At 33.0% G+C, this 22,379-nt stretch carries 18 protein-coding genes; 1 reads left to right on the top strand and 17 read right to left on the bottom strand.

Translation table 11 applies throughout. The annotated features are described in order from the left end of the window. Positions 1-16: 16 nt before the first annotated feature. The 12 genes from Q0050_RS00265 to mnmE all read right to left on the bottom strand — a co-directional run bounded on the left by Q0050_RS00265 (position 17) and on the right by mnmE (position 16,392). Positions 17-2,047, bottom strand: a complete 2,031-nt coding sequence (locus Q0050_RS00265; protein ID WP_298391527.1) for a Piwi domain-containing protein — start codon at positions 2,045-2,047, stop codon at positions 17-19. A gap of 112 nt (positions 2,048-2,159) precedes the next feature. Further along, complete coding sequence (locus Q0050_RS00260) at positions 2,160-3,794, bottom strand: type I restriction-modification system subunit M (RefSeq protein ID WP_298391525.1); 1,635 nt, start codon at positions 3,792-3,794, stop codon at positions 2,160-2,162. 2 nt (positions 3,795-3,796) lie between these two features. Beyond that, positions 3,797-4,954, bottom strand: coding sequence for an AAA family ATPase (locus tag Q0050_RS00255; protein ID WP_298391523.1), 1,158 nt, complete (start codon positions 4,952-4,954; stop codon positions 3,797-3,799). Between the two features lie 2 nt (positions 4,955-4,956). Further along, complete coding sequence (locus Q0050_RS00250) at positions 4,957-6,195, bottom strand: restriction endonuclease subunit S (protein WP_298391521.1); 1,239 nt, start codon at positions 6,193-6,195, stop codon at positions 4,957-4,959. Beyond that, the gene (locus Q0050_RS00245) at positions 6,182-9,154 is read right to left on the bottom strand and encodes a type I restriction endonuclease subunit R (RefSeq protein WP_298391520.1); all 2,973 of its coding nucleotides are present in this window, start codon (positions 9,152-9,154) and stop codon (positions 6,182-6,184) included. Before Q0050_RS00245 ends, Q0050_RS00250 begins: the two co-directional genes overlap by 14 nt. A 91-nt stretch (positions 9,155-9,245) precedes the next feature. Further along, a complete protein-coding gene (locus Q0050_RS00240; protein ID WP_298391518.1) occupies positions 9,246-11,522 on the bottom strand; it encodes a DUF3987 domain-containing protein in 2,277 nt (758 codons plus the stop codon). After that, positions 11,519-11,797, bottom strand: coding sequence for a helix-turn-helix domain-containing protein (locus tag Q0050_RS00235; RefSeq protein ID WP_094168444.1), 279 nt, complete (start codon positions 11,795-11,797; stop codon positions 11,519-11,521). Before Q0050_RS00235 ends, Q0050_RS00240 begins: the two co-directional genes overlap by 4 nt. A gap of 3 nt (positions 11,798-11,800) precedes the next feature. Further along, a complete protein-coding gene (locus Q0050_RS00230) occupies positions 11,801-12,103 on the bottom strand; it encodes a helix-turn-helix domain-containing protein (RefSeq protein WP_171222873.1) in 303 nt (100 codons plus the stop codon). A 121-nt stretch (positions 12,104-12,224) separates the two neighbouring features. Then, the gene (locus Q0050_RS00225) at positions 12,225-13,295 is read right to left on the bottom strand and encodes a DUF6617 family protein (protein WP_298391513.1); all 1,071 of its coding nucleotides are present in this window, start codon (positions 13,293-13,295) and stop codon (positions 12,225-12,227) included. Between the two features lies 1 nt (position 13,296). After that, positions 13,297-14,403, bottom strand: a complete 1,107-nt coding sequence (locus tag Q0050_RS00220) for a site-specific integrase (RefSeq protein ID WP_221924525.1) — start codon at positions 14,401-14,403, stop codon at positions 13,297-13,299. A 7-nt stretch (positions 14,404-14,410) separates the two neighbouring features. Next, positions 14,411-14,782, bottom strand: coding sequence for a helix-turn-helix domain-containing protein (locus Q0050_RS00215; protein ID WP_298391508.1), 372 nt, complete (start codon positions 14,780-14,782; stop codon positions 14,411-14,413). Between the two features lie 218 nt (positions 14,783-15,000). Then, positions 15,001-16,392 (bottom strand): tRNA uridine-5-carboxymethylaminomethyl(34) synthesis GTPase MnmE, encoded by a 1,392-nt coding sequence (mnmE, locus tag Q0050_RS00210; RefSeq protein ID WP_298391506.1) that lies wholly within the window; start codon positions 16,390-16,392, stop codon positions 15,001-15,003. Between the two features lie 172 nt (positions 16,393-16,564). On the opposite strand from mnmE, the gene Q0050_RS00205 reads away from it, so the two are divergent. Further along, entirely contained in the window at positions 16,565-17,392 is an 828-nt protein-coding gene (locus Q0050_RS00205; RefSeq protein ID WP_298391504.1) for a universal stress protein, read from the top strand. A 65-nt stretch (positions 17,393-17,457) separates the two neighbouring features. Here the strand turns inward: Q0050_RS00205 and dnaN are convergent, their stop codons facing one another. From dnaN to Q0050_RS00180, 5 genes are all read right to left on the bottom strand, one after another. Next, positions 17,458-18,576 carry a DNA polymerase III subunit beta gene (dnaN, locus tag Q0050_RS00200; protein ID WP_298391502.1) on the bottom strand — a complete coding sequence of 373 codons (1,119 nt, stop codon included), beginning with the start codon at positions 18,574-18,576 and terminating at the stop codon, positions 17,458-17,460. A gap of 62 nt (positions 18,577-18,638) precedes the next feature. Then, complete coding sequence (gene gldG / locus Q0050_RS00195; RefSeq protein ID WP_298391500.1) at positions 18,639-20,318, bottom strand: gliding motility-associated ABC transporter substrate-binding protein GldG; 1,680 nt, start codon at positions 20,316-20,318, stop codon at positions 18,639-18,641. Further along, a complete protein-coding gene (gene gldF / locus Q0050_RS00190) occupies positions 20,318-21,043 on the bottom strand; it encodes a gliding motility-associated ABC transporter permease subunit GldF (RefSeq protein ID WP_298391498.1) in 726 nt (241 codons plus the stop codon). The genes gldG and gldF overlap by 1 nt, the downstream gene beginning before the upstream one ends. 67 nt (positions 21,044-21,110) lie before the next feature. Then, positions 21,111-21,407 carry a putative quinol monooxygenase gene (locus Q0050_RS00185; protein ID WP_298391496.1) on the bottom strand — a complete coding sequence of 99 codons (297 nt, stop codon included), beginning with the start codon at positions 21,405-21,407 and terminating at the stop codon, positions 21,111-21,113. Positions 21,408-21,413: 6 nt separating this feature from the next. Continuing rightward, complete coding sequence (locus tag Q0050_RS00180) at positions 21,414-22,238, bottom strand: SAM-dependent chlorinase/fluorinase (protein WP_298391494.1); 825 nt, start codon at positions 22,236-22,238, stop codon at positions 21,414-21,416. Positions 22,239-22,379 lie beyond the last annotated feature (141 nt).

Here is a 22,379-nt window from a genome sequence, read left to right as displayed (position 1 = left end):
AAATCTGTTGGTTTGGTTACAAAAACCAAAGGTTATTTTTACCGAAATCGGGTAGTTTGTCTCCTTCGAAGTGTGGAAATATTTGGGCTACCATTTCAGGGTATTTTATGGTTACTGGTAGGTTTTGTTGTTTTATTGATTTCCAATACATTCGGCTGAATTGATATACTTGATCTATTAACTCTTTAACTGTTGGAATGTCGTTTAAATATTCGTCGTCTGTGCAGTTCAAGGTTAATTTTACAGGAAAAGGATAATCAAACGCTTTGCCGTCTTGACTGTATTTAGTGTTATTGAATAGTAAGTATTTTAGCTTTGCAATTTCTATTATGGTTCCGCTTAATGGCATTAATTCTGGACTGCTTGTGTCGAATGCTACGTAATCATTAGCTTCTGTTTTATTGATTGTGATAATGATTATTGGAACATCAATATTTAGTTTGTTTAATACTTTTTGGATTGGGTCAATTTCTTCTTTTCCCATTGGTTTGTAGTAGTGGATTATTAATCTTTCTACATCGTTGCTATTATCAACAATAAATTTTAAGATTTGTTTTCCTATTGCACCAGCTATTAATTCGATTTCATTATCTCTGAAACAATCAAATCCTTTAAACTCTCCTTTATTGGTAAAGCAAAATGCACTACCTACATATCTGGTATTGCTTTCTGCTGATTTAAAAGCACCCACACCAACTATTAATTCTTGTTTTAAATCTCTATCTAATCGCCAAGGAATGCCATCTATTTTTGCTAATAAGGCAGGAGTAATGTTCTCTAAAAAAGCACCAAAATAGTTATTATTAATACTTTCTTTAAATATTACTTGTGAGGTTATTTCGTGTTTTAGTAGTTCCTCTTTTACTTGGTAGTATAATTGTTTGTTGTCTTGGTCTTCTTTGTGAATTGGACTTATGTAGATTGCTACATATCTTGTGTTTGGTGTTTTTTCTAAATTGATTAAATGTATTTTTAATTCTTTGATTGCTGTTGCAGGACTTTCAAATCCTAAACTACTATTTTTATCATCCATAAAAAATGGTTGCTTTATATGATTTTTTAATGATGGAAAAAAACCTTTGTAACCATTTAAAAAATAATCATATAATTTGGCAACATATTCTTTGCGGTCTGGTTTGTGGTAAATGAAGAAAAACTGCACATTTGGATGAGGACTTGGTTTGTATGGTCCTATTTTTTTCATTCCTACTTTAGGATCAATTTCAGTATTATTATAAAATCTTAAATTGTTTGATTTGTAATTGGTATGATAGACTTCGTTTTCTGGAATTGTAAAAAATCCATTTTTATCTAATGGTACGATACTTCTAAAAGCTTCCGTATTTAGATAGTTATTATAAAAATCGTTAATGTAGTTGAAGTAAGGTAAGTATCTGTTGCCTTTTTTAGGTTTGTCGTGTGGTATGTGTAAATGATTTTTTATAGGTATGTTGAGTAGCGGATATACATTTATTAAATTTTGCTTTGCATCTTCTGAAAGTGAATCGAATTTGAATATTTCATTGTTGTAGATCACTGTTTTAAAATAGTTTGATGGCATTTCTATTTTATCAATGCTTGTTGTTGCTACTTTAGAATTTCCATCATAGGATAGTAGTAGAGCAGGACTTTTTGTTAATGCTGAATATTCTATTTTTAAAGTGAAAACTTTATAGTTATTATAGTCTTTAGTACTTGACGCAGTATCTAAAAACCAAACTTCAATATCTTTTACATAATTTAATTGTATTACATCGGAAATATTTGCAAAATGTTTATATACTGAATGCGTATAATAATGCTTGGCAAACTTTGCATTGTATGCAAAATCTACTTTAGTTTTAAAATCACAATCAATTGTGTCTATAAAATTGGTGTAGTAATACTTTGATTTTACTATTTCCTCTTTTTGCGTGTCCCATAATTCGTTAGGCAACTCTGTTCTATGAATAGGATAGTAGCCTTCTTTTTTTTCTTTATAAAAACCAAACTCTTTCTGTAATGAAGGATGTTGGAATGGGATGATGTTTATTTTAAGGTTTTCCAAATTATAAATATTTTAGCTTCCTGATATATTATTTTTAACTTTTTTCAAATAAAATCATTTTTAACTTTATATTTTTACGGTTTCCCTCATTTGTTTAAAAATTTTAAGCTTTTTAAATTGTTGGTAAACCCAACTCTTTCAAAAACTCATTATGTTTGTCTGTATTCGTTTTTATACTTTCATTGATAGTTGTCAATTTTGCATTAACTTCTTTTAAATCAATTTTTACTTCATCTAATGATGTACTTACATATCTTGATATATTTAAGTTGTATGCGTTCTTTTCAATTTCATCCATTGATACTCTTCGGGCATATCTTTCAATATATTCAGGTCTGAATTGATAGGTCGCAACTATTTTTCGAATGTCGTTAGGTTGGTCTATATCTTCATTATCTCGTAGAGTGTTTTGCTTTTTCCCTTTCTCGTAATGTTCGCTGGCGTTAATAAACAAAACATCATCGTGCTTTTTACATTTTTTCAAAACTAAAATACAAACTGGAATACTTGTTGAGTAGAATAAGTTTGATGGTAAGCCAATAACTGTATCAATGTGATTGTCTTTCAAAAGCTTTGTTCTGATTCGTTCTTCAGCACCGCCACGGAATAATACACCGTGTGGTAGTATGATTGCCATTGTTCCTTCTTTACCTAAGAAATGAAAGCCGTGCAATAAGAAAGCAAAATCAGCAGCTGATTTAGGAGCTAATCCATAACTCTTAAAACGAAAATCTTCGGCTAAAGTATCTGTTGGTTCCCAACGTAAACTAAATGGAGGATTGGCAACAATTGCATCAAACTCTGTCTTTTTACTTGGATTCATTTCGTTAAGAACATCCCATTGATTTTCTAATGTGTCTCCGTGAAATATTTCAAACTCGGTGTCTTTCATTCCGTGCAACAACATATTCATTCGAGCAAGATTGTAGGTGGTAATGTTTTTTTCTTGTCCATATATTTTACCTACACTTCCGCCCGCATCTTTAATACGTTTTCTTACGTTCAACAATAAAGATCCAGAACCACAAGCCATATCAAAAACTTTGTCTAATTTCCCTTTCTTTCCTGTCTTTGGTTCTTGACTGTCTAAGGTTACAATTTCAGATAATATGGTTGAAATTTGTTGAGGTGTATAAAACTCACCTGCTTTTTTACCACTTCCTGCTGCAAATTCACCAATTAAATATTCATAAGCATCTCCCAAAGTATCTGAGTCGGCAGAGAATTCCGCTATGCCTTCCGCAATTTTCTGAATGATTGTGCAGAGTTTCTTGTTTCTTTCGGCAGAAGTTTTTCCTAGTTTTTCAGAATTCAAATTGATTTCAGAAAATAAGCCTTGAAAAGCACTTTCAAAAGATTCGTTCTCTATGTATCGAAAACCTGATTCAAGTGTTACTAATAACTCGGAGTTTTGGGTACGAGCCATTTCGCTAATGTTACTCCACAAGTGGGCTGGTTCGATAACATAATGAACTTTTCTACGCATCTGTTGTTCAAAATCCTCTACTTCATCTTTATTGGATGCATACCATACTGAAAGTGGCGTTGTCTTGTCCGTTTCAGGCAAGTTTGGATAGTCCTTGCCTAATTCTTTCTTTGCCGCTTCTTCATAGTTGTACGACAAATACCTTAAGAAAAGAAAGGAAAGCATATAATCACGGAAATCATCTGCATTCATTGCACCTCTTAAATCGTTTGCAATATTCCAAAGAGTTTTACCCAGTTGTTGTTGGTCTTTATTTGTCATTATTATGCTGTTTCTGTTAGATTAGCTTCATTAAAGATTTTGGGAAAATAAAATGTATATTTTCCAGTGAATCCACTAAAGATTCGAATAAAAAGTTCTTTATTATCATCACCCATTTCTACTGGATCAAATATTGAATACTTACCGTGACTAAATAATTGTAACGCCCTTTCAAAAAGAACTTCATCATCCAAGCCGTCAATACATTTATCAATTTTGTCGTAACCAAAAAATGTTGCCGTTTTTTCCAATACGCTTCTTAAGGCATTAAAATGAAAGGTGTAAATTTTAGGAGGATTCTCATCACTTTGCTTATCAACTATATTTTTAAGTTCGTTAAGCGTAGCTATATGATGAAAAAATGGTGTGTCATTTGTATCCTGCAAAGCATATCCATTAGCACCTTTATTATGTAAGAAGTATTTTTTGTTTTTTACTTTTCTACCAAATTCATTATAAAGAACATTAAAGAATAAACTATGATGTGTAGAAATTACAGTTTTAATTTCATTACCCAAACTTGTCAATAAACTGCATAAATCGCAGGCTATCGCTATAGCATTATTTTCATCTAGTGATGATATAGGGTCATCAATATATATATATTTCACCCAATTGTAGGCTGGATCTTTATCAATTGCTAATTGACAAATAGCCATAAAAAAGCACCAAATAAAAAGAGTTTCTTCGCCCCGAGATATTTTAATATTTGAAATAGTTTGTTCGTTTCCATCAACAAGAATACTTCTTGAGAATGTTACTATTGATTCATCATAATTAATATCAAACTTCAAATCAACATAATTATTTAAGAATGATTCTATTTTTGCATCTAACTCTAATTCACGTAAACCATTAAAAAATGCTGAATCAGAATTTAAAATAAGAGTTCTTTCTGTGTCATTTTCTAAGTCATTATTCCAAGAAAACAAATCTTCTGTAAAAGCATTGAAGTAAAGTGTATCTCGACTTGTTATATTACCTTCAGCATCGAAAGTTTTTCCAATTTGTCTAAAGTCCATTGATAATCTTGTTTTACCGCTTGCGTTATGAGCAAATAGTAATACTAAATCTTTCATAGGTCGATGGTCTCCAATTAAATCCTTGCGGAAATGTTGAGCAACTTCAGTTAAGTTTGTGAAATTTGTAATTGTACTCATATTTAATCAATTATTTTAGGAAACAATCCCTGCATTAAACCTGCTTTATGTAACATCAATTGCTCTATTTTACGTGCCTTTGCTGTGATAAGTTCATCTAAAGATGAAAGACAACCAGCGATTTTTTGTTGTTCTTTGAATTCAGGGAAACTGATAATAAAATCACTTAACACTTCCTTTGTTATTGTTTTGATTATACCACCAGGAGCCTTTTCTTTTTCAATTTCGAAAAGCATAAAAAGGACGTAGGCAAAGAATACTTTATCTATTTCATTGTAAAATTCTTCAAACAGCAATAAAGTCCTGTCTATGTATGCGTCAAATTGTGTGATAGCTACTTTTCCTATTGAACCTTGAATAGTAATTATTACAGTTCTTTCCGGTATAAATACACTTTGCTTTGCAGCTAGTTTACTAATTTTTCTTTTGGTTTTTGATTTCAATAGAAAATTATCATCTACGTCAAAAACCTGAATAAACGGCATACCATTACTATCATCATACCACTCTGGTAGCCCATAGGGTTGTGGAAAGCTCCCTCTTCTGAATTTTGCAATATTTACAAGTGTATCCTTTTCCCACTCCCCATCATTCTTAAACTCTTTAAAACGAAACTTAGGCACTGTTTCCCCTTCTTGCGGAAAAAGGTTTTGCATCAATCCTTTTTTGTGGGCTTTGAGTAAATCCAACTTTTGGACGTGTGCAGCAATCACTTCATCTAAAGAAGAAAGACAGGAAGCGATTTTTTGTTGTTCTATGGTTTCAGGGTTGGGAATGGAAATTTCTGAAAACTGTTTGTAACTAACCATTTTCCCATCCCTTATTCCTTCTAAATTTTTATTTAAGTCTCGAATGAACGGAATTGACTTAAAATAGAATCGATAAAAATCATTTACTACATCAATTTTCTTTCTCAATATGATATAAGCAGGACTGCATAAACCTAAATAATTCGAATATTCAATTCCACCTTGAAAAGACCTTAGACTAATAATAAAATCACCAACTTCGACGACTTTGTAACTTTCAACACTTTTGTCTGTCACAGAAACGTGATAATCTATCATTTCTCTTGGAATAGCACCTTGTTCTTGGGTAATAGCGAGAATGGACAGATCTGAATTATGATTTTTATTTGATACGGGTTCAAATAATTCATCACCGTTTTTGTATCTCCATTCGCCCTGATTATTAAATTCAGGAAAACGGTATTCAGGTATCAATTTTTTATTTTTGTTCATAAGCTGTTAAACCTGATATTTCACGCCCTTCGGCAATTTTTTTTAATTGTGGTACTAAATCTTCCATCAATTCCAATTCTTTTACTCTGCGTTCTTTCCAGCTTAGTTCCAAAGGTTCTAATAGGTCGGTGAGTTTTTCTCCGTCAAAAATCATTCGGCTCATTATGGCATCTACAAAAGCTTTTAAGTCTACAGTTTGCAATCCGTGTTGGTGAGCAATTGTTGCCAATTCGTTATCGTTTTTCTCAATTTTAAAAATATCATAGCCTTTGGTTAGCGTATCTACATTTTGTCCGCTGTTCCAGTCCAATCCATTTATATACTCCGTTAAATCTTCCTGTTCGTCCATCATATTGGCATTGGCACTCAGCAAACTTATTACTTGCGCCTTTGTCATTTTTTCTTTAGCAGGTTTTTGTTGTGTGCTATCTGCTATTAGGTTCATTATATAGTCGTAATCAATCACGGAAGAAGCAAAAAGCACAAATTCAAAATCCAATTGTTGAATTTCAGGTGGTGTATCATCTCCACCTTTCTGTTGTATTTCCCTTAGTTGTTTTGCTGTTTCTATATATGAACTCCTAAACTCCTGTAAGGTTTCTTTCGGCAAAATAGCTTCTATTTTGGCCTGTTGTTCTTCAGTTATGTCGGTATATTGGTCTAATTGAGTTTTAATGCGTTGTACTTCCTTAAAGTTTTTTACAAAAGAAATCCTCGCAGCATCACCTTTTAGATTATATACTTCCTGCGGTTCGTTTACTAAATTATGTTCTTGCATAAACACGCCTAAGGCTTCTACTGCTTTTTTGTATTTATCAATTACCGTAGGAGCAGATTCAACCAACCAAATTTCTTTGGCTTTTCCTTTGTCTTCACCTGAGAAAAGTGCAATGGCATAATTTACGGCATCTTGTTGAGAACGGAAATCGAGTATGTTACCGTAAGGTTTGGTGTCATTCAAAACTCGGTTGGTTCTGGAAAATGCTTGTATCAAACCGTGATATTTCAGATTTTTATCTACATATAAGGTGTTTAAATATTTGGAATCAAAGCCTGTGAGCAACATATCCACCACTATAGTAATATCAATTTTATTTTTGTGTGGATATTCTTTGTTGCTGTATTTATGGTCTTTGATACGTCTTTGCACATCTTGGTAATACAAATCAAATTCGTTGATGGTATGACTTGAGCCAAATTGTAGATTGTAATCAGCAATAATGGTTTTTAGAGCTTCTTTTTTCTCTTCAGGATTTTGTTTATTATCTTCCTTTTCTTGTGTTAAGTCTTCTTGAATCTGCTGTATATCCTTGTTTCCTTCGGCTGGTGGAGAAAATACACAAGCTATATTCAACATAACATAATCAGGATTTTCGGCTTGTTTCTTCTTTTGAATTTCTTTGAATAGTTGATAATATTCAATGGCGTTGTTAATGGAAGCCGTTGCCAAAATGGCATTGAAACGTCCTAAATTTGTTGCTGCATTGTGCTTATCTAAAATGGCTTCTATAACTGCCTGTTGTGCAATGGCTTCACCTGGTTTTGGAGTTTGTGTGCCTTTGCCTTTAAAATAATCAATGTGAAATTTTAATACATTCCTGTCTTCAATAGCGTGGGTAATGGTGTAGGCGTGTAATCTCTGTTGAAATATATCTTCAGTAGTTTTATATGAAGCTTCTTCACCTTCTCGGATTTGATAAGATGCGTTTTCATCAAAAATGGGCGTGCCAGTAAAACCAAATAATTGAGCATTCGGAAAAAACTCTTTTATTGCTTTATGATTGTCACCAAACTGCGAACGATGACATTCGTCAAATATGAAAACAATTCTTTTATTTTTTAATGGTTCTAGGCGTTCCTTAAAGTTTTTTGTGTTCGAACCGTCTAATGCTAAGCCTAATTTTTGAATAGTACAAACAATTACTTTGTCGGCATAGTCAGTAGATAACAAACGCCTAACCAATGTTTCGGTATTGGTGTTTTCTTCTACACTTCCTTCCTGAAATTTATTGAATTCTTCACGTGTTTGTCTGTCTAAATCCTTACGATCCACTACAAATAAACATTTTTCTATATCAGGATTGTCTTTTAAAAGGGTAGAAGCTTTAAAAGAAGTCAATGTTTTTCCACTTCCTGTAGTATGCCATATATAACCGTTTCCTCTGTTTTCTTTTATACAATTCACAATAGCTTTTACTGCATAAATCTGATACGGACGCATTATGAGTAATTTTTGTTCACTCTCTACAAGCACCATATATTTACTTAACATTTCTCCAAGTGTACATTTGGTTAGAAATTTATCTGTAAACAATTCAAGGTGAGTGATTTTTTTATTGCTTTCGTCAGCCAATTGATAAATAGGCAAGAACTGCTCATCAGCATTGAATGCAAAATGCTGATTTTTGTTATTAGCAAAATAGTACGTGTTTGTTTTGTTGCTTACAATAAATAACTGCATATAGCACAGCAAAGAATTACCATAGCCATTACCAGCTTCATTTTTATAATCCACTATTTGCTGCATCGCTTTTCGTGGAGAAATGTCATTTTTTTTCAATTCGATTTGCACTACAGGCAAACCGTTAATGAGCAAAATAATGTCATAACGCTGATGGCTATTTTCTGTATTTATGCGTAACTGACTAATTACTTCAAAATCATTTTTACACCATTCCTTGTTATTCACCAACGTATAATGCAAAGGCGTTCCATCTTCACGCTGAAAGTAGCTTCTTTCACGCAACAATTTCGAAGCGGAATACACATCAGGATTAATTATCTCTTCTCTTAGCCTTAAAAATTCGTTCTCTGTTAAATGAACACGATTCAGCGTTTCAAATTTATTTTTGAAGTTTTGTTCAAGCGATTTTCTATCGACTATGTCAGGTCGATAAGTATATTTAAGCTCCGTTAGTTGCTTAATTAATGATTCTTCTATATGTGATTCTTTATTCATTTATTTTAAAAAAAAATGCAATGGAAACAAAACGTTTGTTATTTGTCAAAAATAGTAAAATTTAACTTCTTTTTTTTGTTTTTGTTTGACTTTAGATGATTTTTGTATATGTCCCATATTCAGGTTGTTGTAAGTAATTGCCTAAACAAGATTTTAAAAATGAACCCACCGTTCTTTCTGCTATATTGAAAGTAGCACCTAATTCAACTGCCTCTTTTCGTGTGAAATTATTTGGTAAGGCATCAAAGAACAGTTTTTTGTTTTGTCCTTTTTTGAAAGGTCCATTTTCTTCGTCTTCCTGTTTTGGTAGGTTTTCGAACATTAGAATATTATGTTTTAAATAGACTTCAATCAGTTGTGATGCTGTTTCAAAATCTTCGTCTAAACATTGAATGTCTGTTGCTTGTTCTTGTGCTTGGAATTTACGAATGCTTGTAAAAATCATACACATTCTATATAAAACTAACCCCAAACGTTTTACAATACTTTGGGCATCTTCTGAAACAAAGGCACTGATTTGACTTAAATACTCGCTGAATGTTGGGTTGAATTTGTCCCATTGTTCTTTGGTTAAATGTATTTTTGTTTTGCCACTATCGAGATACAAAACCATTTCATATACAATGTTTGATAACTTGGCAAAATGGTCGGTTAAATTCACTCTTGAACCATACGGAGAAGGGTCAATCCATTTGCTGTTGGTTTTGAAAACATAAAAAACAAAACGACTGAATAAACCATCTTCGGCAGATGCAATAATGTTATAGACTTGTTGAGGTGTTCCCGAAAGTGCAACAGCTAAACGTGGATTGTTAATTTCGAAATACTCATTATTGGTTTTTCTTGAAATGGATATTTTTTCGCTATGGAATGCTTTTCGTAACAAATCAGAATAAGAACCCCAATCGTTTTTGAATACTTGACCTAGCGTATCGGCTTCGGTTTCGCAGATAATACCTGTACCGTCATTTTGTTGTAAGTGTTGGATAATTTTTGCATTACTGGTATTGGCAGGAATGAATACTACTTTGAATGGTGGTTCTTCTGGAATTTCTTCTTGTGTATTGTCGTCTTTCGTTTTGAAACGTTGCGCTTTTTTGTAAGCTGCCATTTTTAGGTCGTATTCTTTTTTTTGTTCTCTTGAATTTTTTAGGACTTCTTCGTGGTATTTATCGGCTAACTCTTTAGAAGATTGTAACGCACCTTTACCTGACGCAGCAGGAGCAAGAATGAAAGAAAATAAATGAGGATATACGGTTCTGCCACCATACTCACCAGTAACATTTGGTAAACTACCCGATAAAATTGCTAAAGCACCTGTTAGAAACGTATCTCTTTCTCTTGGTTCGGAGAATGCTTCTGCACCTTGTTTAAGAATAGGAGGTAAGTTGTCGTAAACCGATTGCGGAATAGTTGGTGTATTTAATAAATAGTTTTCGTCGTCTATTGGTTCCTTTTTTGCTTTACTACTACTTGTTTTTTGTTGTACAGGTTTACGGTTGGCAAAGTCGGCAAACTTGGCAAAATCTGCCGACTGATTTTTATAGGCACTTTGAACCGATGCTTTGATTTCTTTTTCGTCTAAATCGAAATTAGTAGTACAATAGTCTAGCGTATCGGCTTCGTAAATCCCGAAACGATTGGCATTAGATGCAAATAGATGAATGAAGTTATTTCTATTGCCGTTAGTGTATTGTTCTTTTTGTTCTGTGAATTTTAGGCATTTGTCCAATAAAGTGTCCGTTGCTTCAAAAGAAATTGTTTCCACTTTTTGCGGTTTTGGAAGTGGTATTGCTTCTTCTTTAACTTCAAATATTGTTGCATCCTCCTTTATATAAATCTCTGGATCATAAGAAACAAAACACAATCGGGTAATGTCTTTGCATTTTGCATCAAAATCATAACCTGATAGGTTTTTATAAAAAGTTGCCACTTGATTGTATGCGATAGCGTGTTGTGTTGCATTGGAGTTGATTTTAATGAATACTTTTATTCCTTCGCCACTTGGACTAATAAACGATGCGAACGTGTATTTGCAGTCGTTTATTAGCTTAACTAAAGTGTAGAGTTCTGGAACTGGAATGTGGTCGAAGTCTAATCCGATCATTTGAGAATAAGTGTTAAGATTGCTTTTGGTTCTACTTGTTCCAAACGTGCCGGACATTGTAAAACCATTCAAGCTGCTTTTGATTTCATCGGCTGTTTTCTCGTCTCCTTTGTGTAATGCGTATCGAATTGAATTTACTTCACTTTGGTATTTATCGGATTTGATTTCTTGAAGAACATCAATAAGGTTTCTTTCTCCCAAGTTGTATTTAAACTCTTTATACACGCTTACCATCAGCTGTTTGTTTACTACTTCACTCATTTTTTCTTCGGTTTATAGTTTTCGTTAAGTAGGTTTTGAATGTCTTTTAGGCGATAATAGATTTTGTTGCCTAACTGACAATAGCCGATAAATCCGCTGTCTCTCCAACTTTGCGCTAATCGTTTGCTTATGTTCATAATTTTCATAAACTCTTGATTATCGCAGAATAAGTCGTCTGGGTTCATTTGCTGTTTTTCTTTGAGAATAACAGTAATCTCTTTTAAATGTTCTTGGATTTCTTGGAACATTTTCTCTGAAGGTTCGTAGAATGGCATCGCTTACTTTCTTTTGTGAGTTAGTAAATAGTTGGCTGCCATTGTCTCGATTTCGTCGGTTGAGGTTTGACGATTGCGCTGTAGCCATTCGTCTAATTCTGCACGATTGAAATAGAGTTTTTTACCTTGTGGACAGAAATGTGGAATTGATTTCTGACTGGTCAATTTGTAGAGGTGTGATGCGCTTATGTCTAAATAGTTGCAGGCATCGTTGAAGTTTAGGACTTCTTTCATTAGGAGATTTTGTTCTCCAATTCTTTGCTCTAGTTTTTCGAGCTTTTCTAAAATTAAAATTTCGTTACTCATTGCGTTACGTTTTTAATGGTTTAACAATCATTTCTGACGGCTAAATTCCTGCGTAACGCTATGGTAAATAGTAAGTTAGTAATGTCTTACTACTATATCTTACTCATCTTACTGTTTTTATTTATAGTTGTTTAATTATTTCATCAATATTGTCTTGTTCTTTAGGAAACTTGATATTGTTTTTATACAGATTATTTCGTTTTAAAGGTGTTCCTTTTTTAGAGTAAAACAAATTTGATTGTTCTATTGAAGTAGGATTGAAATTGCTGAAATAATGTTCTAGTTTTGAAATTATATAACTGAACTGGGTTGTTTCGCATCCTAAATGTATTTGTGGAGCACCGAGTTTTAAGTCTAGACTAGTTAATACGCTTACTAAATTATCAACAGAGGTATGGTCTTCATTAACCAGCTCAATAATTCTATTTAAAGCTAGTAGAACCGATTTTAATTTGATTGTATTTCCGTTAAAGCCAAATGATAAACGAGTGTTTTTTGGTATCTTAAAATCATCAATACCTAAAAGAATATTGTAAACCTTTTGAAATTCAGGAGTTGTTTTATCTAAATCAATTTCTGGAATAGGTTGTTTTAGTAATTCTCCAAATAGTTCATTTTTAGTTGATGGTATGTCTGTCAAATATTGCGGATATAATTTTTCGGTTTCTATTAAAAAACGGATTACGTTAGTAATAAGTTGAGGTATTACATAGGCGGTTAATTCTGTTTTTGGAAAGTCTTCTTTGTCTGTTCCAATACAAAACAAAATATCTTTACACGACTTTACAACGTTTTGTATGATCTCTTTTTTTTGAATTTCGTCAATGTCTTTGTTCATAGACTTGAAAACTCTATCAGTCAAACGTGTAGCTTCGTTGAATAAAAGAAAATGATAAAACTTTTGTGTTGTTGTTATTGGTTCTGCTAAAGAAACTTCTACTAATGGATGCAGTATTTCGTGACTTATATCAGTGTTTGTTTGCGCCATATAGATTTCTAAACCATCTTCTTTGAATAAGTTTGGTTTGTCTTTGTGAAGCTCTTTTAATGCCTTGTAGTACTCGTTTATAGTTGGTGTAGGCTTAATAAAGTTTGTTGATAGATTTTGTCTGTAAAATTTATCATTTATGGCGTTGCTTGCCCAGGGTTTTAATTCACCGTAAACAATGCTTTTAAAAATAGTTAGTTCCATATCAAAAATCGAGTTTAATTCTGTTAGCTGCTTCCATTTTCTTTTCGTCAATTATTTTGGCATATACTTGCGTGGTTCTAATGTCTTTATGACCTAGTAATTTCGATACTGTAAATATATCAGTTCCTAACGTGAGTTGCAAAGTTGCATAAGTATGACGCGCACAATGGAACGTTATTGTTTTACTTATTCCGGCTTTCATTACCCATTGTTGTAATTTTAGATTGTGCCACGCACTGTATTTTAATCCTTTGAAAACTCTTTCTTCTGGTTCTCCGATTTCTTTTAATAAATCACGAGCTTGGTCTGACATTGGCAATGTTTCTGCGCCTTTGGTTTTCTTTTGTCTGAAACGAATATACCAACCGTAATCATTTGAGTGCTGCACTTCTGACCAAACTAGCTTGTTTATATCTGACCATCTTAAACCAGTAAGGCAACTGAAGACAAACGCTGTTTTTAGAATTGGAATTTCACATTCGTGTTTGAGTATGCTTTGTAGTTCTTCAAGTGTTAGAAACTCTCTTTCGCTGTCGCCTTGAGGTAAACAGTCTACTTGTTCGGCAGGATTGGAACGGATAATTCCATCTTTAACGGCTTGTTTTAAAGCTGCTCTAAATTTATTGAAATAGGAATGTGCTGAATTATCAGAAAGGTTTTTATTGCTTGGTGTCTTTGCTGTTTTGGTTAAATAGTCTTTGAAGCCTTCAACAAACTTTCTATCCAATTGCCCGAAGGAAATATCTTTTGGACAAAACTTTCTTAAATGCTTGATGGTACTATCCCAGTTGTCATAATTGCCTTTGCTTTCCATTCTCATTTCGGCTAATGTTTCCATATAGATAATGAAGAAGCCTTTTAACTTCTCCTGGTCATTGAAACCATACATTCCGTTTTGAATTTCTAAATGTCTTTTGGAACGAACACTTTCCGCTAACGAAAGGATTTTTTTGTTTTCGTCTTTTTGAGCTTGTGTTAGCTTTCCTTTTTCGGGTTCTGGGATGAGGTATAAACCTAAATATTCATATTCTCGTTTACCATTTTTATAGTAATCAAGATACAAGCTAATTTTGTTTGCTTTCTGTCTTTGTCTTAAAGTTACTTTCATTGTACCATCAATTAAAAAGTTTATCTATCTGTGTGCGTTGAATTATTTTCTTTCTCCCAAACTTGTGAATTTGCAGTTCTCCACGTTTTATCATCCTGTTGATTGTCCATCGACTAACGCCAATTAGTTCTGCTGCATCTTGAACCGATAAAAAGTTTTTGGATGTAAGAGAGTTGGAGTTTGCAGTTTGCAAGGTTGGCAAACTTTGCATTGTTTGCTGTTGCTCAACTAATGAGTTTTGAATTTTGTCTTCCTTTACTTTTTGTTTGTAGTGTCTGGAATTACAAGTATGGCCACAATATCTGGTTAAAGTGGTTTTAGCTATAAAAGCCTTACCACAATAAGAACAGGTTTTCGGAATTGCCATATTGCTACTCATAATATGTTGCGTTGTGTTGCATAATGTAGCGAAGTGTAGCAATATGTAGCATCATTTCGCCAAGATTGTCGCCTTTAAATTTGGGCAACAAAATCTATCATTGGGCAACAATAGAACAACAAATATAACGAATAAAAGGTTATCGGGCAACAAATAAAAGAAGAATATTTGTTATAAAGTCAACAAAAATAGGTAGTTAACAAATATGAGAATGATTATTACTTTCCGATACAAAAATTAGCAAAAATATTCCCCAATAATTCATCATTAGTAACTTCACCTGTGATTTCTCCGAAGTAGTAAAGTGCCTGACGTATATCAATGGCCATCAAATCCGATGGGATATTGGATGCTAATCCAAACTTTACTTTTTGAATTTCTTCTAAAGCTTTATGTAAGGAGTCGTAATGTCTTGTATTAGTGATTATTGTTTCGTTATTTCTTAACGCACCGGTATTGACAAACGATAACAATTGATTTTTTAAATGATCAATTCCAATCTTATTTTTAGCAGAGATTAAAATGGCATTCGAAATTTCAGAATTAATATTTTCAACCAATTCACTTTTCATTAAGTCCATTTTATTAAAGATGACTACCAAAGTCTTTGACGGATATTTGTTTTTTATTTGCTCAATTTCTGATTTAATCGATTCTAAACTGTTATCCGATAATTGCGAACTATCTATCAAAAAAAGGACAACCTGAGCTTGCTCAATTTTTTCAAATGTTTTTTTAATTCCGATACTTTCAACAACATCAATCGTTTCTCTGATTCCTGCGGTATCGATAAATCTAAATCCGATGCCATCAATCACTAATTCATCTTCTATAGTATCACGAGTGGTGCCAGCAATATCAGAAACTATCGCTCGTTCTTCGTTCAACAAAGCATTTAATAAGGTAGATTTACCAACATTAGGCTCACCAACAATGGCTACCGGAATACCATTTTTGATGACGTTTCCAACAGCAAAGGAATCAATCAAACGTTTTAAAACAAATTCTATTCGATTCAATAAATCGTGAAATTGGGTTCTATCGGCAAATTCTACATCTTCTTCAGCAAAATCTAATTCAAGCTCTATTAAGGAAGCAAAATTTAATAATTCCTCACGAAGTTTGGCAATCTCGTTGCTAAAGCCACCACGCATTTGCTGCATAGCAATTTGATGTGAAGCTTCATTATCAGAAGAAATCAAATCGGCAACAGCTTCGGCTTGGGATAAGTCTAATTTTCCGTTTAAGAAGGCACGAAGCGTAAATTCACCTGCTTGAGCCATTCTACAGCCTTTTCGAAGTAATAGCTGTATGATTTGTTGTTGAATGAATACCGAACCGTGACACGAAATCTCGACAACATCTTCACCAGTATAAGAATTCGGATTTTTGAACAGCGAAACCAGTACTTGATCATATATTTTGGAACCGTCAACAATAGTTCCAAGGTGAATGGTATGCGTTTTTTGACGCACTAAATCTTTTCCTGAAACCGACTGAAATACATCCGATGCAATGGAAATAGCTTTTTTTCCTGACATTCTAATAATGGCAACAGCGCCTGAACCTGAAGGTGTAGCTAAGGCAACAATAGTATCGTTGTAAATCATAACAGTTTTTTTGAGACGACAAAGATACCATTTTTAAAATTTTATTTCCTTTTGAATTCTAATGGAATTTTTAAAAATAGTTTTTCTGATAAATACCAGTAAATATGATAATTATCATATTTTTTAGCGTTATAGTTTAGTAGTTTTACCTAACTATTTAAAGAACCTAAATATGAAAAAAATCCTAGTTCCAACTGATTTTTCTGAAACTGCAAACAATGCGTTCGTTCACGCTTTAGGTTTAGCAAAAGTAGTTGATGCGGAATTAATTCTATTGCATACTTATGAATTGCCTTTAATTGACAATCAATTTGAAGTACAAAATTATGAAGTACTTATCGCATCGTTAGAAGGTTCTAACACTAAAAAATTTAAAGAGGAAATAGCAAAGTTAAAGGCTATCGCAACCGCTAATAATTATGAGGAAATTCAAATTTCGCAGCTACTTGTTAGTGGTGAATTAATCAATAGTATTAACGAGGTTCTTAAAACAGAAAAAATAGATTTTGTGGTTATGGGTACCTCAGGTGCAACCGGATGGAAAGAAGCATTTTTGGGCACAAATACGGGCGAAGCCATAGTGAATTTAAGCGTTCCAGTTTTGAGCATTCCCAAAGAATGCAAATATGCTAACATAGAAACTATTGGTTTTACAACACGATATCGTGAAAAAGATAAAATAGCTTTACGTCAGGTGATTGAAATAGCAAAATCTGCAGGAGCAAGCGTAAAATGTTTGTACGTAAAAAATACAGAAGATGATGGAACCGATGCTACCATCAAGGAATGGAACGAACTTTTTAAAAACGAACCGATTACGTTTTTTATTCTGCCAAATGAAGAGGTAAGTCAAACCATAGCTGATTTTATCATCCATCAAGAAATTGATGTGCTGGCAATGTTAACCTACAAACGTAGTTTTTTCGCATCCTTATTCACTTCAAGTTTAACAGAAAAAATGTCCTACAATAGTGAAGTTCCAATATTGGCTTTGCATTAAAAATTAAAAAACCGTCAAGAAATAAATCAAGACGGTTTTTAAGGTTGGGTTAGTTAATTGTATGTTTAGTTGTTAAGCATAACAGGCATAACAAGCATTGTTACAGTTTCGCCTTCGTCTAATCCATCAACTGGAGTTAGAATTCCTGCGCGGTTGGGCATCGACATTTCTAATTGAATTTCGTCTGATTGTAAATTGGTTAACATTTCTAATAAGAAACGAGAGTTAAAACCAATTTGCATATCATCACCTTGATAATCACAAGTCAATCGCTCTTCAGCTTTGTTAGAGTAATCAATATCTTCTGCCGAAATATTTAATTCTGCACCAGCAATTTTTAAACGAATTTGATGCGTAGTTTTGTTAGAGAAAATAGCCACACGACGAACCGAACTAAAGAATTGTGTTCTGTCAATCAACAACTTATTCGGATTTTCTTTCGGGATAACGGCTTCATAATTCGGATATTTTCCGTCAATTAATCTACAAGTTAATACATAGTTTTCAAAAGAGAACGTCGCATTAGCATCGTTATAATCAATTTTTACTTCTGCATCAGAAGCGCCTAAAATACTTTTTAATATATTTAAAGGTTTCTTTGGCATAATAAAATCGGCTACTTGTGATGCTTTAACATCAGTACGAGCATATTTTACTAATTTGTGAGCGTCTGTTGCAACAAAAATTAAACCTTCTGGTGAAAACTGAAAGAAAACACCACTCATTACTGGACGTAAATCATCGTTTCCTGCTGCGAAAATAGTTTTGCTAATTGCAGTTGCTAAAACTTCTGCAGGAACTAATGTTGATGATGGATCTTCTAATTGAACTGATTTTGGAAATTCTTCTCCTGGAGCATACGCAATAGCATATTTACCAGAATTCGAACTAATTTCAATAGTACTATTTTCTTCTACAGTAAAAGTTAACGGTTGCTCTGGAAACGTTTTTAGAATATCTAATAATAATTTTGCAGGAACAGCAACGCTTCCTTTGTCAGTCGACTCAATTTCTAAAGTAGCTGACATAGTTGTTTCTAAATCGGAAGAAGAAACAGTCAACGATTTTTTATCTAATTCAAATAAAAAGTTATCTAAAATGGGTAAGGTATTGCTACTGTTAATAACGCTACCTAAAACTTGTAGTTGTTTTAATAAATACGAGCTTGATACAATAAACTTCATCTGTTGTTATTTTTTACAAATATATCTTAAAGAAATAGAATTTGAAAAGATTTTTATTAACATTACTTACTATACTTTCTTTTTCTTAAGAATGTAAACACGAATCCAAATAGTGCTAAAATTATAATTGGAACTCCGACAGTTATGATTTGTGAAAAAGTGTATTCTTCAACTACCTTTTCTTTATCTAAGATAGGCAAATCAACTTCTTTACTTCTAATGTTAATAAGTCCGTTATCATCAAGTAGATAATTCACACAATTCATTATGAATTCTTTGTTAGCATATAAGTTGTTGGTCCATTTGTCATAACCCAATTCTAACGGTTGGTAGTTTTTATCCAACTGGTTCTTAATGACATCTCCATCTGAAATAATAATCATTTTATTCTCTTTTCCAATCGGAGTGAAGCTACTTTCTTTAAAAGGCAACACGCGATTTTCATAAACAGAATGAAATTTCCCTTCCATAAGAACTGCAACAGGAAGATTTCCTTTTCCTGTGAATTCTTTGAAATCAGGTTTTTCAGAAACTATGTTTAAATTAATTTCTACTGGAGTTCCAACAGCTTTTGATAATTTAGTTGATGATAGTAAAACTGTTTTTTTAATATCATTATTAAGAACTTCTATCGGATTTGTAAATTCAAATTTTAAGGCGTCTAAATTACTCACAATTGGATGTTGTGATTCAGAATAAATTGCCGGTGAATATAACCAAGGAAATTGGTTATATTGTGTAGCGCTGCCTTGCTGTCCTGTAGCTAATGAAATTGGTATTGCTTGTAAATCTTTTACCAAATCTGGTTTGATTCGAACTCCATATTTAAAAAACATATCATTCAAATTCAAATCTCTTGGATAAGCAAGATTTTCTCCAGTTTGCATCAAACTATCCATTTCCATATTGACTTGATCGATTAACCAAAGTGTTTTTCCACCATTCATAATAAACTGGTCTAACACTTGTTTTTCTTGGTCGGTGAAGGCTTCTGTTGGTTTAGCAATGACTGCTAAATCATATTTTTTTAAGGCTTTCAAAGTGTTTCCAGCATCTTTGGCAACAGAATCTAAGGTAAATGGTCCGATGTAATAATTTTCACGAACGGTTTTCAGGAAATCAGCAATAGTTCTATCGTCTAATTCTCCATTTCCTTTAATGATAGCAATTTTTTTCTCTTTTGTTTTTAAAATGGTATTGAAACCATTGGCGAAAGAATATTCTAAATGTTGTACGGAACTTACAATTTTCTCTGCTGTAGAAGCACCTAACATATTTTTCAATAAAGGTACTTTGGTGCTCTTGTTTCCATAAGTCACAACTGCCCATGGAAAAACTACTTCTTGTGTTTGTTTTCCTTTTTCGTCAAGTGTAACATTTAAAGGTGTTAAACCTCTTTCGTAAAACGATTGCATCACCGCATCGCGTTCGTCTTCTTTTTCTAAAGGATTTACAAATTGAAAAATGATATTAGGATTGTAAGCTTTAAATTCTTCTAAAAGCTGTTGGGTTTCGGTTTGTAGTTTTTTGAATTCTCCAGGAAAATTTCCTTCCAAAAAAACATCAACATACAAAGGTTCTTTGGCTTCTTTGATAATATTTAAAGAGGTTTCAGAAAGGGTGTAACGCTGGTCCGCAGTTAAATCGAAACGTTTAAAGAAAAAGTTTCCTGCAAAATTTACTACAACTAAAAATCCAATAGTTGTAAGTAGTACTTTTAAATTTGACTTCTTAGCTTCCATTATGATTTTAGTGATTTTAATTTATAAACAGTTACAGATAAAAAAGCAATGGTGATGCTCACGAAATAAAGAACGTCTCGCGTATCAATAACGCCGCGACTCATACTTTTAAAATGAAAATCCATTCCGAAAAGGGCAATGATATCTTCCAGACTTTTTATTTGTGAAGCAACGCCTTGAAAACCATAATAAAAGATAAAACACAAGAATACCGAAACAATAAAAGCTACAATTTGATTTTCAGAAAGGGTAGAAGTAAAAATCCCAATAGAGGTATAGGCTGCAATCAAGAATAACAATCCAAAATAAGAACCCATCGTACTTCCCATATCGATATTTCCTTCGGGCATTCCTAAACCATAAAGTACGTAAACATAAATGAAGGTTGGAAGGATCGAGATGACGATTAATAAAAACGCACCAAAGAATTTTCCTCCAACAATTTCCCAAATCGAAATGGGTTTGGTCATCAACAGCTCAATCGTTCCCTGTTTTTTCTCATCCGAAAAACTGCGCATCGTTACTGCGGGAATCAGGAAAATCAAAATCCAAGGCGATAAGGTAAAAAACGGCGTTAAATCGGCAAAACCGCTATTTAAAATATTAAATTCGCCATCAAAAACCCACAGAAATAATCCGTTAAGTAACAGGAAAATGGCAATGACTAAATATCCAATTGGCGAACCAAAAAAGGACTTAATTTCTCTTAATAATATTGATTTCATATTTTTTGTTGTCTGTTGTCTGTTTTCGGTTGTCTGTTTTTTAAAACTGATAACTGAGAACCGACAACTATTCTAAACTTACTAATTTGTTTACACTCCAAGCCTCAGGTTTATCATTAAACAATTTTTTCGTAAACGTCCATATTTCATCAAATAAGGCAGATGTTCTGTATTGTTCTAAATCAGCTTCGGTTTCCCAATAACTATAGGTGAAGAAAATACAAGGGTTATTTTTGTCTTGATACAATTCTAGTAAACGATTTCCTTCGGAGTTTCGTATGTGGTTTTTCATTAATTCGAAATTTTCCAAAAAGGCCGGAATATGTTCTTCGTGAAAAGATAATTTTACAATTCTAACAAACATTTATTTTTAATTAAAATTTATTGATATGGCGTCTCTATACGTGATTCCGAGTAAACTGGCAGCTGTTGCCACTTTCGGATTGCTTTTATACAATCCAATCTCTAGAAAACCAGCTTCATTAAAGATGGCAACAGCAATTCCGCTCACCACAGACAAAGGTCTTTTATCGATGGCTTCTAAATCGGAATAGCGTGCGAAAATACTTTTTATTTTTTTACTTTTAAAAGTCACCTCATAAGGTCTTGTTTTGGCAACTTCCAGAAACATTTTTTTAGTAATATTGGTAACTGCATTTCCAAAACGATCGATATAAACCACATAACCTTTTATCGTATTGCCATCATTGGTCATAACAGCTTGTAGTTCAGTGACTTCTTTTAACGTGTTAATTTCTTTACCGATAACGCTCATCGAACCACCTTTAGAGAGATGGAGCGCTACCGTAATGAGTACATCCATATCGGTAGCATCGGGTAGCAAACGGTCGTGAATGTTGATGGCTACTATCTTTTGGGGTTTAATTTTTTCGATCAGAATACTCAAAATGCCATTATCTGCCGTGATAAAAAAATGGCCATTCCATTCCATCGCAATGTGAAGGTTATTTTCTTTCAATTCTACATCAACTGCAATTACGTGAACCGTACCTGTTGGAAAGCTATTATAAGCAGAACCAATAATATAGCTCGCCTCGCTGATATTAAACTGATCGACTTCGTGCGAAACATCAACAATTTTTGCCGTTTCATCTTGCGATAGAATTTTCCCTTTCAAAGCACCAACATAATGGTCTTTTGTTCCGTAATCGGTAGTAAGGGTAATTATTGACATAAATTTGTTTATAACTAAATGTTGAATTTAATCAAGTGGCTTGTTTAATTTCATTAAATTTGAAATGATTGCAAAGCTAATAATATTTAGCCAAAAACTAATTAAAAAACACTTCCATTTGAACGAACGTATCATTGAATT

Source organism: Flavobacterium sp. (assembly GCF_027483985.1).
Taxonomy (GTDB): domain Bacteria; phylum Bacteroidota; class Bacteroidia; order Flavobacteriales; family Flavobacteriaceae; genus Flavobacterium.
The sequence above is the reverse complement of the archived record's forward strand: the minus strand, read 5'-3'. Positions and strand labels throughout refer to the sequence as shown.